Source organism: Synechococcus elongatus PCC 6301 (assembly GCF_000010065.1).
GTDB classification, from domain to species: domain Bacteria; phylum Cyanobacteriota; class Cyanobacteriia; order Synechococcales; family Synechococcaceae; genus Synechococcus; species Synechococcus elongatus.
Genome location: NC_006576.1, coordinates 1,280,693 through 1,294,871 on the forward strand (window position 1 = coordinate 1,280,693; position 14,179 = coordinate 1,294,871).

At 56.9% G+C, this 14,179-nt stretch carries 19 protein-coding genes; 2 read left to right on the plus strand and 17 right to left on the minus strand.

Annotation, left to right across the window (positions count from 1 at the left end):
- Nucleotides 1-58: 58 nt before the first annotated feature.
- Entirely contained in the window at nucleotides 59-838 is a 780-nt protein-coding gene (pgeF, locus tag SYC_RS06185; RefSeq protein ID WP_011243479.1) for a peptidoglycan editing factor PgeF, read from the minus strand.
- A gap of 45 nt (nucleotides 839-883) precedes the next feature.
- Between pgeF and SYC_RS06190 the strand changes: the two genes are divergently transcribed.
- On the plus strand, nucleotides 884-1,654 hold the full coding sequence (locus SYC_RS06190; protein ID WP_011243480.1) for a biotin--[acetyl-CoA-carboxylase] ligase: 771 nt from the start codon (nucleotides 884-886) through the stop codon (nucleotides 1,652-1,654).
- An 84-nt stretch (nucleotides 1,655-1,738) separates the two neighbouring features.
- Nucleotides 1,739-2,782 carry a M23 family metallopeptidase gene (locus tag SYC_RS06195; protein ID WP_011243481.1) on the plus strand — a complete coding sequence of 348 codons (1,044 nt, stop codon included), beginning with the start codon at nucleotides 1,739-1,741 and terminating at the stop codon, nucleotides 2,780-2,782.
- A gap of 352 nt (nucleotides 2,783-3,134) precedes the next feature.
- On the opposite strand, the gene psb27 is transcribed toward SYC_RS06195, so the two are convergent.
- The 16 genes from psb27 to SYC_RS06275 form a co-directional block, all read right to left on the minus strand.
- Entirely contained in the window at nucleotides 3,135-3,536 is a 402-nt protein-coding gene (gene psb27, locus SYC_RS06200) for a photosystem II protein Psb27 (protein ID WP_011377542.1), read from the minus strand.
- Between the two features lie 63 nt (nucleotides 3,537-3,599).
- Complete coding sequence (locus tag SYC_RS06205) at nucleotides 3,600-3,827, minus strand: DUF7219 family protein (RefSeq protein WP_011377541.1); 228 nt, start codon at nucleotides 3,825-3,827, stop codon at nucleotides 3,600-3,602.
- Nucleotides 3,828-3,984: 157 nt separating this feature from the next.
- A complete protein-coding gene (locus tag SYC_RS06210) occupies nucleotides 3,985-4,557 on the minus strand; it encodes a hypothetical protein (protein ID WP_011243484.1) in 573 nt (190 codons plus the stop codon).
- Nucleotides 4,538-5,119 (minus strand): CPBP family intramembrane glutamic endopeptidase, encoded by a 582-nt coding sequence (locus SYC_RS06215; RefSeq protein WP_011243485.1) that lies wholly within the window; start codon nucleotides 5,117-5,119, stop codon nucleotides 4,538-4,540. Before SYC_RS06215 ends, SYC_RS06210 begins: the two co-directional genes overlap by 20 nt.
- Complete coding sequence (locus tag SYC_RS06220; RefSeq protein WP_011243486.1) at nucleotides 5,116-6,195, minus strand: DUF3326 domain-containing protein; 1,080 nt, start codon at nucleotides 6,193-6,195, stop codon at nucleotides 5,116-5,118. The genes SYC_RS06215 and SYC_RS06220 overlap by 4 nt, the downstream gene beginning before the upstream one ends.
- Nucleotides 6,177-6,356 (minus strand): hypothetical protein, encoded by a 180-nt coding sequence (locus tag SYC_RS06225; RefSeq protein ID WP_039755467.1) that lies wholly within the window; start codon nucleotides 6,354-6,356, stop codon nucleotides 6,177-6,179. Before SYC_RS06225 ends, SYC_RS06220 begins: the two co-directional genes overlap by 19 nt.
- Nucleotides 6,356-6,673, minus strand: coding sequence for a ferredoxin PetF2 (gene petF2, locus SYC_RS06230; protein ID WP_011243487.1), 318 nt, complete (start codon nucleotides 6,671-6,673; stop codon nucleotides 6,356-6,358). Before petF2 ends, SYC_RS06225 begins: the two co-directional genes overlap by 1 nt.
- Before the next feature lie 108 nt (nucleotides 6,674-6,781).
- Complete coding sequence (locus SYC_RS06235; RefSeq protein WP_011243488.1) at nucleotides 6,782-7,732, minus strand: F0F1 ATP synthase subunit gamma; 951 nt, start codon at nucleotides 7,730-7,732, stop codon at nucleotides 6,782-6,784.
- 62 nt (nucleotides 7,733-7,794) lie between these two features.
- Nucleotides 7,795-9,312 (minus strand): F0F1 ATP synthase subunit alpha, encoded by a 1,518-nt coding sequence (gene atpA / locus SYC_RS06240; protein ID WP_011243489.1) that lies wholly within the window; start codon nucleotides 9,310-9,312, stop codon nucleotides 7,795-7,797.
- Nucleotides 9,313-9,358: 46 nt separating this feature from the next.
- Nucleotides 9,359-9,901, minus strand: coding sequence for an ATP synthase F1 subunit delta (atpH, locus tag SYC_RS06245; protein WP_011243490.1), 543 nt, complete (start codon nucleotides 9,899-9,901; stop codon nucleotides 9,359-9,361).
- Between the two features lie 9 nt (nucleotides 9,902-9,910).
- A complete protein-coding gene (locus SYC_RS06250) occupies nucleotides 9,911-10,426 on the minus strand; it encodes a F0F1 ATP synthase subunit B (protein ID WP_011377538.1) in 516 nt (171 codons plus the stop codon).
- Nucleotides 10,427-10,469: 43 nt separating this feature from the next.
- Nucleotides 10,470-10,946 (minus strand): F0F1 ATP synthase subunit B', encoded by a 477-nt coding sequence (locus SYC_RS06255; protein WP_011243492.1) that lies wholly within the window; start codon nucleotides 10,944-10,946, stop codon nucleotides 10,470-10,472.
- A gap of 144 nt (nucleotides 10,947-11,090) precedes the next feature.
- Nucleotides 11,091-11,336, minus strand: a complete 246-nt coding sequence (gene atpE, locus SYC_RS06260) for an ATP synthase F0 subunit C (RefSeq protein ID WP_011243493.1) — start codon at nucleotides 11,334-11,336, stop codon at nucleotides 11,091-11,093.
- A gap of 142 nt (nucleotides 11,337-11,478) precedes the next feature.
- On the minus strand, nucleotides 11,479-12,228 hold the full coding sequence (gene atpB, locus SYC_RS06265; protein WP_196794062.1) for a F0F1 ATP synthase subunit A: 750 nt from the start codon (nucleotides 12,226-12,228) through the stop codon (nucleotides 11,479-11,481).
- A gap of 61 nt (nucleotides 12,229-12,289) precedes the next feature.
- Nucleotides 12,290-12,751, minus strand: coding sequence for an ATP synthase subunit I (locus tag SYC_RS06270; RefSeq protein WP_231621358.1), 462 nt, complete (start codon nucleotides 12,749-12,751; stop codon nucleotides 12,290-12,292).
- Nucleotides 12,752-12,832: 81 nt separating this feature from the next.
- Complete coding sequence (locus tag SYC_RS06275) at nucleotides 12,833-14,086, minus strand: class I SAM-dependent methyltransferase (RefSeq protein WP_011243496.1); 1,254 nt, start codon at nucleotides 14,084-14,086, stop codon at nucleotides 12,833-12,835.
- Nucleotides 14,087-14,179 lie beyond the last annotated feature (93 nt).

The window sequence follows — 14,179 nt, forward strand, 5'->3', positions numbered from 1 at the left end:
GCAGAATGACAATCTTACCACCGTTGTCGACTGACTGCACGGCCTCGAATCGTTCCCGCTAGCGGCGATCGCCCGCTTGGCTGACAATGCCGGACCATTGCACTTGACGTTGATTGCTGCGGCGATAGGAGAAGAAATGGGCTTCGTCCTGGAAGGTGCAGTGCGGCGCGATCGAGATTTGGGCATCGCTGAGCCCTAGTTGCAACAGCTGGTGTCGATTGACTTGGCGCACATCCAAGCGCAGGCGATCGGCTGCGGAATCAGGCAAGACTGCCGGAGTTGATCCTGTCAGAAAGGCTTGGGGATCGGTCAGCTCCGGCGCTAACGACTGCAGGGTCTGGAGAGCGACTTGCGGCTCGACTTGGTAGACCTCACCCGCGATCGCAGGGCCAAGGGCGACACGCAGATCTTCGGGTTGGCTGCCTTGGGCTAGCAACTGCTGAACCGCAATGCGCAGGACGCCCGCCGCCGTGCCTCGCCAGCCCGCATGCACTGCTGCAACACTGCCCTGTTTGAGATCAGCGACGAGTGCTGGTGTGCAATCAGCCGAACAGACCCAGAGAGATTGACCAGCCGCCTCACTGTAGAGGCCATCCGCTTCGGACAGGGGTGAAGCAGAGTGCGGCGCGATCGTTGCCGGCAAAACTTTATTGCCATGGACTTGCTTGACCCGATGCACCGAGGCTTGGGGATTGAGCAACGGTTGCAACTGATGCGGTTCAGCTGGCGCAAAAGTACGAGTAAAAAAACCATGCTCAAAGTCAGCTAGCAGTTGGCAACGGAGATAGGTGCCAGTGGCTGTTGCCTGCCAGAACCAAGGGTTAGCATCTGCGATCATGGCAATTGACTTGAGCCGTCAGAGTCCTGTCGTCCAGCCTAGCGAATGGTTTGTTTGAATCTACAGCAGCAGGCCCAGCAAGCTGGGATTCGCTATCGGCTGCGGACAATCGCGGTCACCGATTCCACCAACGCCCAGCTTTGGCAGCAGGCCGATCGCCACGAGCAGGTTCTGATCGCCGCTCAACAGCGGGCTGGGCGCGGTCAGCAGGGCCGCAGTTGGTTATCCCCTTTGGGTGGGCTTTATCTCTCTTTGGGCCTGGATTTAGATCTGCCCCTCAGCGAGTCGGCTCGCCTGATATTTGGTGCCGCTTGGGGCGTTGCACAGTCGCTGCGATCGCAGGTTCCAGTTCAGTTGAAATGGCCCAATGATCTCGTGCTCGACGATCGCAAGCTGGGCGGCATACTGGTTGAGACTCGGAGTCAGGGCGATCGCCTGCGCGAGGCGGTGATTGGCCTCGGGCTGAATGGATCCAATCCTGTGCCTGAGACTGGCATTGCCCTCCAGTCTGTTTCGACCGCTTGGGCAGACCTACCTGATTTAGCGATCGCGGTACTCCAAGGCCTCCAGACCGGCTTGGATCAATGGTTGGCAGATGATTGGGAAACCTTGATTCCTCTCTACGATCAATGGCTCTACCGCCGTAGCGATCGCTTAACTTGGCAGGGCCAGATTGTGACCTTGCTGGGGATTGATCCCAGTGGCGGGCTTCGACTGCAGGGGCGCGATCGCCCTTGGGTCATCGTTCAGCCCGGAGACCTCAGCCTGTGGCCGTGGCAACATGATCCAAAAACTGATCCAGTGACACACCAATAACGGGATCGAGTTTTTAGACTGGGAAAGCTTGCGAACTTTGGGACTGAGCTCTCAGAAGCAAGTGCTGATTTTGTTGAGGCTCCTGTGAATCGCCCGCTTTCCTTGACACTGGCTGCTTTGCTCAGCACCACCACCGTGCTGATCGGAGTTTCAGCTCCCTCGGGCCAAGCGCAGTCAGTTTCGAACCCAACAGCCACTGAAGCGCTTCCCAGCCTGCCGGAGGATCTGCGGCTCCGTCCCTCGCAGCCATCGAACAACGACCTCGGCGAAGTGCGGTTGCGGCGCGACAACCCGGAGGCTTTTCCCCAAGTAGACCTGCGCGCCCGACTGCGATCGGCCTGTGGCAACCCCGAATTTGCAGGAGCGCTCTCACCTCGCGAATGTCAGCAAGCGGAACGGAACAGTGAAACCGCAATCGCAACCGGTGGGGAATTACAGATCGACCCCATCACCGGCGAAGCCGTACCCAATCTGGGTCGACTCCAGCCACCTTCCACCAATCCGCTCTCTGTGGCGGTGTCTTATTTAGGACAACAACTCGGCAATACCTTGAATGTGGCGCAGTACCTCAATCGCACAGCGCGCCCCAACGGGATTCAAAACAATGGCGATCGCCAATTACTCTTCCCCCTGACAGTTCGGGCAGCAATTAGCTCCACCTTTGGCTGGCGACTCCATCCGGTGTATGGCGAATATCGCATGCACACCGGCACAGATATTGCCGCACCCATGGGCACGCCTGTCGTCGCCGCCTTTTCTGGCACTGTTGCGATCGCAGACTTTTTGGGGGGCTACGGCCTGACGGTGGTGCTCAATCACCAAGATCCCCTCCGCGAAACCCTCTACGGTCACCTCTCAGAGATTTTTGTTCGTCCGGGCGATCGCGTGAAACAGGGCGAAGTCATTGGCCGCGTCGGTATGACTGGCACAGCTACAGGCCCCCACCTGCACTTTGAATTGAGGGAGCCCCAAGGCGGCGGCTGGGTCGCCGTCAATAGCGACAATCAACTCCAGCAGGCCTTGGGGGGAATTTTTGCAACGCTGCAGGGCTCAGAAAACCAAACGGATAATCAACTGGCGCTACTGCTTAGCAAACTCCTACAAGTGCTCGAACAGCCCCAAGGCTAGAGCACCCTGAAATTTGGTGAGGACAATTTAATGCAATCGGATGTGCCTCAAGCCCGTAGACGGCACCGACTAGTTTTACCCGCAGCGATCGCAATTCAGTCGATCAGTCTCACCCGAAATCTCGTAGTGGGAGTCTGGGGGAGTCAAGCCCTCTAGGACGTGGGTGTGGGGTTCGCGATCACCCTCCACGGACAGTCGCTGTTAACCCTAACCAACTACCCCAAATCAAGTTGTCCTAACTAAATTGCAGGATTTTGTAGAACTGGCGCGATCGCCTGCAAAAAAGCGGACGGCTAGATCCCTGGGGTCAGCGTCCGCTCGCAATCTCAATTCAAAGCCAGCGAAAAGAGTCTTAGGCTTCGCGGTTGAGGGCCAACTCCACCATGCGGAACTCTTTCTCCAAGCGTTTTTTCAACTTCTCTGGCACAGGGCGATTGGGATAAGAGCTGTAGTGGCCGGCCAAGCTATTCAAGGCTGTTTGCATCGTCGTGAAGGATGACAGACCCGAAACGCGACTATCACGACGGTAACGCGCAGCAAAGTCATTGATCAGCTGACGCGCCTCAGCTTGAGCGGCGCTTTTTTCTGGGGCATCGTCGGGTAGCGTGATTGCATTGCGCAGGCTGGTCACGACGGCGAGGGTGTCCTGACGATAGTTGCCGCTGATTGCTGAATCACCACCACCAGTACAAGCCGTTAAGCCAATCACGGCAACGAGCACGATCGCAAACAGGCGTGCGAGAGGGCGGGCCATAGGCACTCCAGGAAGAGTCAGGAATTTTTCTTATCCTATCCCGCAGCGGCAAAGGGTCTGGTACTAAGAAGCGGGGGAGTCAGGCGACTGGAGCAAGTGTTCGTGACTGACTTTGAGCTTGTCCCAAAGTCCTCTGATGCGGGCGTAGGCTTGCTCCTGGCTCAGTTTGCCGTTGGACTGTAGGCCCACAATGATTCCGACCTGTTCAGCAAACTCTTCGAGGTTGTTGTGAAAGGCAGCGGCTTGAGGCGTCCAGGGCTCACCGCGATAGCGTTGACGGGGATAGAGCATACGGGCACAACCTTGGCCAGTAAGCTGGCAGTTCGAAGGCTTTTGCCACAGTCTTAGCAAGAGATGCAGCACTTCATTTGTCGCATACACCACTTTTAGCGTGACCATCTGGCACAATCGCCAACTCCAGAAACGCTTCAATGTCTCGAGGTTTTGCTCAAAGTAGACTGGAGTCGGTACGGCAAGCTGGTGAAGCCTTTACTTTTTGCCACAGCGCAACTCCACCGCCACGACCGCGAGCTGCGATTACCGTTGGTGTGACAGAAAAATAGTGAAAAAACGGCAGTTTCGGACGGGGACGCTGCTGTAAGCGATCGCTCAGCCTTGAGATAGCAGCAGCACCTCCCAAGCGACCTTGAACCAGCAGGCGATCGCCCCAAGCCAGTTGCCACTGTTCAAAGTCAAACCAGAGCAAATTCCGGCCAACTTCAAACTGACAAGGCCCCCGAAAACGAAAGCGCATCGCGCCAAGGCAAATCTGATTGGTGATTTGACCGCTTTCGGCCTCGATCCAGCGATATTCCAACGTCGCCGGCAAGAAGGCAGGCCAGCGCCACAGGCGACCCGTTTTGTTGAGTCCGGCTTGCAGTTGCCATAGGCCTTCCAGATCCGCCGAGGTAATCGCGGGGCGTTGCGATCGCGCTTGCCGTTCGCTCGCCAACAGTTGCTCAGCCAAGGCGGCTGCATCGGATTGAAGAAGGGCTTCCCAGTCAGGCGCGATCGCGGTCATGCTCAACTTTCCACCAGAGGGCTGAGCCCCAGTTAATACAGATGTGGGCAGTAATCGGCAGCAGCAGATTGCCGGTTTCGACGGCGGTCCAGCCGAGGATCAGGCCGACCCCTGTGGCCATCAGGGCATAGGGCCATTGGTTGCGGCCGCCCAGATGCAGACTGCCAAACAGCAAACTACTGATCAAAATGCCTTGCCAGTTCAGACCGATCGCCGGTAGAGCAACACCCCGGAACAACAGCTCTTCGCTGAGCCCGGGCAACAAGCCAATCCAGAGCAGATCGGCCCAAGTCAGCGGCTGCAGCACGATCGCCAAGTAAAAATCGCTGCTGTGGCGATAGCCCGGCCAAAGTTGATAGCAGAGCCGACTGAGCAGCACAACGCCCAGTGCAATTCCTAGACCGGCGATCGCCAGCTCCGGTTGCCAACGCCAGGGTAACTGGGGAATGGCACCGACTCGCTGCCAGAGCTTGGCGCCAATCAGCAAAGCGATCGCTGTACAGGCCACTGCCAGCAAAATCTGTTGACGACTCAAAGCATCTTCGGGAGCAGGACTCGTCATCCGCTGGTTGCCTGCTGGACGGAATGGTTTAAGTATGACAAGCGGCGATCGCCCGGCGAAAGGGCTGCTGGATCCAGGCCGGCTTTGTAAGCCGCTAGCCAGCCCACTGCTTCTAAGTGCGTTTGCAGGTGCTGGACGGGCACGCCCAGATCCACCGGTCGCAAATCCAAGGTCGAGCGATTCTCTGCCACGGCCAGAATCGGAATCCCCCGTGCTGCCCAGTGGAGAATGCCGGGGCCGCCGATCGCAGTCTCAGGGGCAATCACGACATCGACGGATTCTGGTCGGATGCTTTCAGCAATCGACTCAGTTGCTGAGCGATAGCGGGGCGCACGACTCAGCCCTGCCAAGACACAGGGTAGAAAGGTATGCCCCAGTTCTTCCGCAGCCGATCGCGGTGAAATGCTGGCATCCAGCGGTAAGGGCTGCAATGCCGGGGCATGAGCGCAGGGTACCTGGAACTCCCGCACGATCAGATGACTAATCACGGCTTCGGCTCCGGCTAGGGGGTCAACCCCTTGACCTTGACGGTAATCCTGCAGGGCAATGGCACCCGGATCATCCGGAAACCGAGCGATGACTGCGATCGCCTCACATCCGGCTTTTAAGAGCTGATCTGCGGCTCGTAGCAAACTATCGGGGCGGTCAATCGTGCCCCAGGTCGAGCCTGAGTCTGCCTGTCGCAGGGTCACGCCCAAGGGGGCATCCGTGATCACCGCTGCCGTCACAGAGAGTCCCAGCGTAGCCTGAGCCGCTTCTGCAACCTGCTGGTGGCGAATTCGTAACTCCGGCTCGATTGCCGCGTCTAGAAGTAGACCAATGCGGTTGCAATGCACCGGCTGTAATTGCCAATCACCCGCCGCAAAGCGATCGAGGGCGTAGCCTTCGACGTAGGCGACGTTCGGCAGTGGCCAGTAGAGACTCGCCCCATTCATCACGTTGGGATGGGTGATCAAGCGATCGCTGACTGAGGCGATCGCCCGCGCCAAAGGCAGGGCGTCCCCAGCATAACCACCCACGGCACAGCCAATCCCCGTCGGCACAATCAGGACAGAGGTTAGCGATCGCCCGAGCATGGGGTCACCACCGCTTCGATACGCACCATTGATCCTTCCCGAGCCGCGATCGCCCAGCGCAACGGTTCACCCTGCTGGCGTAAGGCTGATTCGATCGATCGAATGAGGCAATCAAGCTCGGGTTGCCAGGGCAAAGTCAGACTGACAAATTGGGTCTGCATCAGCCGGGCTGACCAAATTGCAGGGCGTAGAGTTCGTCTTCCTTATGAGTCTCGATCTTCAGGTCCGATCGCGGATAGGCCACACAGAGTAAGGTGTAGCCCTGCTTAGCAGGCTCGGGCCCTACCCCCATGGCATCTGGCTGATCCACTTCACCGCTGAGAATCCGCGCGGCACAGGTTGTACAGACTCCAGTTAAGCAAGAGGCCGGCAGATCAACGCCCGCAGCTTGCGCTGAGTCCAAAACACTTTGATCTGAGTCAGCCGTGAAGGTTTGGGACTGACCCTGATAGATGACTTCGACTTGATAGGTAGCCATGGCGCTTCAGAAGAAAGGATGCGATCGCAACAAGATCTAGTCTGCCGGTTCAGCACCAAGAAACCGCGCCCGAATTCACTCAAGCGCGGCCTCTGTTTCGGGAAGAACCTAGCCGTTCAGCGCTTCGGCGCCAGCCACAACTTCCAGCAGTTCTTGGGTAATGGCAGCCTGACGAGCTTTGTTGTAAACCAGCGTCAGCTGACCCACCAAGGCATTGGCGTTGTCACTCGCGCTGTTCATTGCCGTCATCCGCGCAGCCAATTCACTGGCAGCGGCTTCCTGCAAGGCCCGCAACAACTGGTTGCTGAGGTAGAGCGGCAGCAAAGCGCTGAGGATTTGAGCCGGATCTTGCTCAAAGATCATGTCGCGGGGCAGTGGGGCCACTTCCGAGGTCAGCTTTTCGCGTTCCACCGTAAAGCTACCGCCACGAGTTGTTAGGCGGAAGATTTCGTCATCGCTGCTGGCCAAGCCTTGCGGATCCAAAGGCAAGAGCGTTTGCACCACGGGGTTAGAAGCGACCAAGGAGAGGAACTTGGTGTAGACCAGTTCCACCCGATCGACGGTACCCGACAGGAACAGCGACAACAGCTGGTCGGCGATGTCATTCGCTTCCTGAGCCGTCGGGATTTGCTCCAAACCACTGTAGGTGGCTTCGATTGGCTGTTCGCGGCGCTGGAAGTACTGACCTGCCTTACGGCCAACAATCACGAACTTGTAGTCCAGACCCTGAGCGCTCAGTTCGCGCGCCCGTTGTTCAGCCCGACGAATGACGTTGGAGTTGTAGCCACCGCAAAGACCGCGATCGCCGGAAACAACCAGCAGGGCAACCGTCTTAACCTCCCGACGCTGCAACAAGGGCAGGTCGACATTTTCAAATTGCAGCCGCTGTTGCAAACCGGCTAGCACCTGGGCCAAGCGATCGGCAAAGGGACGAGTACTGAGAACTTGTTCTTGAGCCCGACGCACCTTGGCGGCTGCCACCAGACGCATGGCTTCGGTAATTTTTCGGGTGTTGCGAACCGACTTAATGCGATCGCGAATCGCCTTGAGGTTTGCCATGAGCTTCTCCAAAAAGCGGCGCCGCCCAGTCAATTAGGCAGCGCCAACCAGTGTGTGAACGACTAGACAGCAGCCAAGATGTTTTTCTTCACTTCCGCGATCGCTTCTTTCAGCAATGCTTCAGCGGCGTCATCGAGTTGTTTCGAGCTTTGAACTTTCTCGATGAACTCAGGCTTGCTGGTCTTCAGGTAGGAGCGCAGCTCAGAAACGAAGGCCGTGACTTGGTTGACCGGAATCTCGTCGATCAGACCTTTAACACCGGCGTAGACCACTGCTACTTGTTCCGCCAGAATCAACGGCGAGAACTGAGGCTGTTTCAGCAGCTCACGCAGACGCTGACCGCGAGCCAACTGGTTTTGAGTGGCTTTGTCCAAGTCAGATGCAAACTGAGCAAAGGCCGCCAGCTCATCAAACTGAGCCAATTCCAGCTTCAATGTGCCAGCAATTTTCTTGATCGCCTTGGTTTGAGCAGCGGAACCGACCCGGCTAACCGAGATACCGACGTTAATAGCCGGACGCAGACCCGAGTTGAACAGGTCAGAGGACAGGAAGATTTGACCGTCCGTAATCGAGATCACGTTGGTCGGAATGTAGGCCGAGACGTCACCGGCTTGGGTTTCGATCACCGGCAGGGCAGTCATGCTGCCACCACCAAGAGCGTCCGACAGTTTAGCGGCGCGTTCCAGCAGACGGCTGTGGAGGTAGAAAACATCGCCGGGGTAAGCTTCCCGACCGGGCGGACGACGCAGCAGCAGCGACATCTGGCGGTAAGCCTGCGCTTGCTTGGTCAAGTCATCGTAGATGACCAAGGTGGCTTTGCCTTTGTACATAAAGTACTCGGCGATCGCAGCACCGGCGTAGGGAGCCAGGTATTGCAGCGTTGCCGGTTCTGAAGCGTTGGCCGCAACGACCACGGTGTAATCGAGGGCACCGCGTTCCCGCAGGACTTCAATGATGTTGGCAACCGAAGAGGCTTTCTGACCGATCGCGACGTAGACGCAAATTACGTCTTCGCCTTTCTGGTTCAGAATCGTGTCGATCGCGATTGCGGTTTTGCCGGTCTGACGGTCACCGATGATCAGCTCGCGCTGGCCCCGGCCGATCGGAATCATCGCGTCGATCGCGGTAATACCGGTCTGCATGGGCTCATGCACCGAGCGACGCGCAATGATGCCAGGAGCCGGCGATTCGATCAGGCGATTTTCGGTTGCCGCAATTTCACCTTTGCCGTCCAACGGCGCACCCAAGGGGCTGACCACACGGCCAACCAGTGCATCACCGACCGGAATCTGAGCGATTTTGCCGGTCGCTTTAACCGTGCTGCCCTCTTGGATGTTGCGGCCTTCGCCCATCAACACCGCACCGACGTTGTCTTCTTCCAAGTTGAGCGCGATGCCGGTGGTGCCATCTTCGAACTCCACCAACTCGCCAGACATCACCTGCTGCAGACCATAGATGCGGGCAATGCCGTCACCCACCTGCAGAACGGTACCGACGTTTTCAACTTTGACGTCTTGGCTGTACTGCTCAATCTGCTGACGAATGATGCTGCTAATTTCGTCGGGTCTGATGCTAACCATGGCTGGGTAATTCCGGTGGGGGAAGACTGCGAGAGAACGAAAAAGCCTAGGCGGCCAAACTGATCGAAATCCGTTTCAGCTGGCCCCGCAGACTTGCGTCGAGGACTTGAGAGCCAACTTTGATAATGACGCCGCCCAAAAGATCGGCATCGACTTGGCTCTCAATTTCCACACCCGCTGCGCCGGTGAGTTGTTTCACCTTTTCGGTGATCACTTGCACTTGGGCTTCAGTCAGCGGCACGGCTGAAGAGACGTCTGCTCGTACCACGTTGCGAAGCTTACGCAGCAGAGCCTGGTAGCGATCGGCAATGCCGTCCAAAAAGGCGATGCGATTGCGATCAACTAACAAATTGAGGAAGTTCAAGACCAAGGGATGAACTGAACTTCCAAACACTTGGTTGAGAACCGCTTTTTTCTGGCTGGAAAACAAGGTTGGATTTTCCAACAGGTGGCGCAGATCAGCAGAAGCAGCCAAAGTGCTTCGGAATAGGGCTGCATCCTCGCCAAAGCGATCCTCTAGCCCTTGTTCGCGAGCGATCGCCATCAAGGCTTCCGCGTAGGGATCAAACAGTTGAGAAGTGCTCGTCATGGCAAAGTCCTAGAGCGTAGCCAAGCTGCGATCGATCAAGCGCTGTTGGGCGGCCTCATCCAACTGCTGAGACAGTTGCGTCTCAACCCGGCTCAAGGCTTGGGCAACTGCATAGCGGCGCAGTTCGTCCAGCACACGCTGTTGCTCAGTGCTGACATCTTGAGCAGCAGTGGCTTTCAAGCGTTCAACATCCGCAGCTGCTTTGTCCAAAATTTCTTGGCGTACCGCTGCTGCACGGGCTTTGGCTTCAACCAACAGGCGAGCCGCTTCAGCTTCTGCCTCTTTCAGTTGGGTCTGAGCCTGGCTCAGGGCTTGGGCAGACGATGCCAGCTTCTCTTCAACCTCACGGATTTCTGCTTCGATCGCAGCGCGACGGTTGCTGAGCAAATTGCCGAGGAAACCTCGACCTGCATAGACCAAGAGACCAATGATGATCGCCAGGTTGATCAGGTTCGTTTCAAAGAGATCAAGATTGAGACCGAACCCAGAGGTCTCAGCATGCGCGAGCAAAATCCAAGAGGACATACTATCCACTACCCAAAACAATGCCGAACTCGGACTCAAAAGCCTAAGCTCGGGCCAAGAGCTTATCGAGAATTTGATGGCTCAGGGCATCGACTTGCTGATCGAGCGCTTGCAAAGCAACCGCTTTCTGCTGGTCAATTTCCTGTTGCGCTTGCTCACGCTGGGCTTGAGCTTCACGCTGAGCTTCGGCCAGTTGCTGAGCAGCAATCCGACCAGCCTCAGTCTGGGCTTCAGCAATCAAAGCCTGAGACTGCTTGCGTGTAGCAGCAAGCTCCTGCTCGTATTGTGCCGTCAAAGCCTTGACTTCTGCCAAACGAGCCTTGGCATCCTGCCGCCCGCCGCGAACAAATTGGTCGCGATCGTCGAGGACCTTGCCAAATGGTTTGTAGAAAACAGCGTTGAGTAGGAAGACCAAGACTAAGATTTGCACCGCCATCAAGGGCAGTGTGGCATCGAGGTCAAACAGGCCTCCTTCGGCTTCTTGAACGGCTTCTGCCGCAAGAATCATCCAAGCATTCATGAGTACAGGCTCCGCCGGAAGGTCGGAGAACAGCGGTTAAAACCGCCCAATAACCCGCAGGTCCACAGCAAGGAGCTGTCAGGCAATTGAGCACAGAAGAGGGGGCGGCTCAACCCATGAGACCGCCCCGAAGGATAGCTAAGCTTACGCGAAGGGGTTCGCGAACAGCAGCACCAGCGCCACGACCAAGCCGTAGATGGTCAGCGCTTCCATGAAAGCGAGGGAAAGCAGGAGGGTGCCGCGGATTTTGCCTTCAGCTTCCGGCTGACGAGCAATCCCTTCGACAGCTTGACCAGCTGCGCTACCTTGACCGATACCGGGGCCAATCGCCGCGAGACCCACTGCCAGAGCAGCAGCCAAAACGGAAGCAGCAGAGGTAAGAGAATCCATGACGTGAAAATCCTTGACCGTTAAGACGTTGGGGGACAGGGAGATCCGGGCGATCAGTCCCTCAAAGACTGAACAACGACCGGGAGCAAAGAGTCAAGCAGACTCGGGGGTCAACCGCAAAATAGGCAGCGATCGCACTGCACTACTCGGCGTGTTCCTCACCATGCTCTTCGACGGCTTCGCCGATGTATGACGCAGCCAAGGTTGCAAAGATCAACGCTTGAATCGCACTGGTAAACAAGCCCAGAATCATTGCTGGCAGCGGCACGAAGAGAGGCACCAACAGCACGAGAACCGCCACCACAAGTTCGTCTGCCAAGATGTTTCCAAACAGACGGAAGCTCAGGGATAAGGGTTTGGTGAAGTCCTCCAAAATTTTGAAGGGCAGCATCACCGGCGTGGGATGGACGTAGTTGCCAAAATATCCCAGCCCTTTGCGGCTGAAACCGGCGTAAAAGTACGCCAGCGAGGTCAATAGCGCGAGCGCTACGGTGGTGTTGATGTCACTGGTCGGGGCAGCCAATTCGCCCGAAGGGAGCTTGATCAGCTTCCAAGGGATGAGAGCGCCGGACCAGTTGGACAGGAAAATAAACAGAAACAGGGTACCAATAAACGGAACCCAAGGACGATATTCCTTTTCGCCGATCTGGGTGCGGGCTAGGTTACGGATGAAGTCCAGAACGTACTCCATGAAATTCTGGAGGCCGCTGGGAATGCGCTGAAGATTGCGATTCGCCAGGAGAGACAGCACCACCAAGGCCGCGATCACGAACCAAGAAGTCAAAAAGACCTGGCCGTGAAGCCGATAGTTGCCGATCTGCCAGTAAAAATGCTGGCCGACCTCGAGCTCGGCGAGAGGCAAAACTGACGAGAGTTCGAGTAGAGTCGGCATGGACATGAGGTCGGAAGGAAGGGTTGCGGAGCCCATTTACATCCGCGATCGCGACTGCGTTTCAACTGTTTTCAGCAGTTGGGATCACAGCTCGCAGGGTGTACCAGATCAGGGCTGCTTTGTAGGTCAAAAAACCTAAAAAGACCGGCATCAGTTCCAGATATTGCCATCGTGCTGCTAAAACAATGAGCACCACGAAGAGCGCTAGACGTGATTTCCCAAACTGGCGACGGCGCTCACCAATCCGCTCAACCGCTTTCCCAAGCATCCGGAGGTAGAGAAGCCCACCCATTGCCCCCAGCAAATAGCTAGCAGCAGTGTTAAGGCTATAGGCCCACCAGACCGCTCCGAAAATAACGACTGTGCAAATTAACGTGACCTGCAACAGTTGACGCTGCAGCGCGTAGTACTCTGCCATCGAATCCGATTGAGGTTCAGTGACCGTTTCTGTTTCGGGTTCGGTTGCGGCTGAAGCAATCGCCTCGATCGCAGGATCCTGGACAGAACTTTCAGAGGAACTCACAGGTCGGACAGAACCGAGCGGTTCTGCTGGCAAAATATGGCGCAAGCCAGGGGTAATCCTATCACGCAGCGTTGCACTGTCCTACGTTTGCGCGGGCACGAGCAAAATCAGCTGCTGATCGATCAATTGGCGCACCGCCGCCAAGTCCAAAGAACTGGTTTGTAAGAGTTCGGCAACGGTCAGGGCTGAATCCAGCGGGCGATCGCATTGTTCTAGGAAGGCGTATTCCGCTTCGCTGAGGGTACGGGGCCGGTAGTCCGGGTCGAAGATGTCGCGACTGGGCCAGCCGTAGAGGCATTCGTTGCGCACCGGCTTGGCATGCAGCAGTTGATCGTTGTCCGACCAGTCGTACTGGGGCAGAGGCGATCGCCCCAGGAAAAACTCAAAGTGGGTGATTTCGGGGTCGAGTAATTCGATCAGCCGGTAGCGCTGCCATTTCGAGAGCGACTGAAAGCGATCGCGCAGGGTATCTGAGCTGCCAAATAAGCGATCGGGCTGCCAGCGATCGCGATCGGAAAAGCCAAGGAAGGTGAGACCACTGCCTTCAATCCAGCGCCGCAGGGTTTCGGTGTTGTAGTCAATCTCTTGGGGATGGACATACATGTCGGCGAAGCATTCGTCACGCTGGTTTTCCAGTGCCCAGCGTTCTTCCTCCCGACGCCGTAGTCGATTGTTGGCTGGCAGTTGACTGAAAATTTCCCGCCCGATCGCCACACCATCGCGATAGTCGCCGCGCCGCTCTCCCTGTAATAGGGCGATCGCTTCTTGCATCTGCCGAATTTCAGCCCGACCAATCTCGGCATAGACAAAGATATGGAGGATGCCGCCCGGCGCGAGTTTGCTCGCCAAAGCAGCTAAGCCGCGATCGGGATCTTCGAGATGGTGCAACACCCCGACGCAGTTGATCTGATCAAACTCTCCCGGCAGTTGGGCGACGTCGTAAAGACTGAGCTGCTGGAAGTGGATGCGATCGGCAACGCCCGATCGCTGACAGCGTTCTTGGGCGACAGCGAGAGTACCGGCGCTGATATCGATCGCTGTAATCTCTGCGCTGGGATTGAGGTGTGCGAGGTAGTCAGTACTCACACCGGTGCCACAACCCGCATCTAAAATGCGAGGCCGCCCCAACTGCGGTGCCCGTCCCGTGCAAAAGGCATAGGCCGAGGGGTAATGCCAGCGCCAGTTGTAGCCCGGTGGTGGCCCATCCTGCATTGGTTCCGGTGGAAACGGATAGGCGTCGTAGAGCGCGGAAACAGCTTGGGTGACGGAGTCGGGCATGGCAGCAAAAAATGAGAAACGCGATCGCCCCAGCAGGGTCGAATCCATCAGCTTCATCGCCTGTCAGCTCGCGTCTCGACAAGGCTGGCGACACATTTGTTAACAAAAAAGGGGTGCCGCCACGGCACGCTCTAATCTAAAACAAACCCT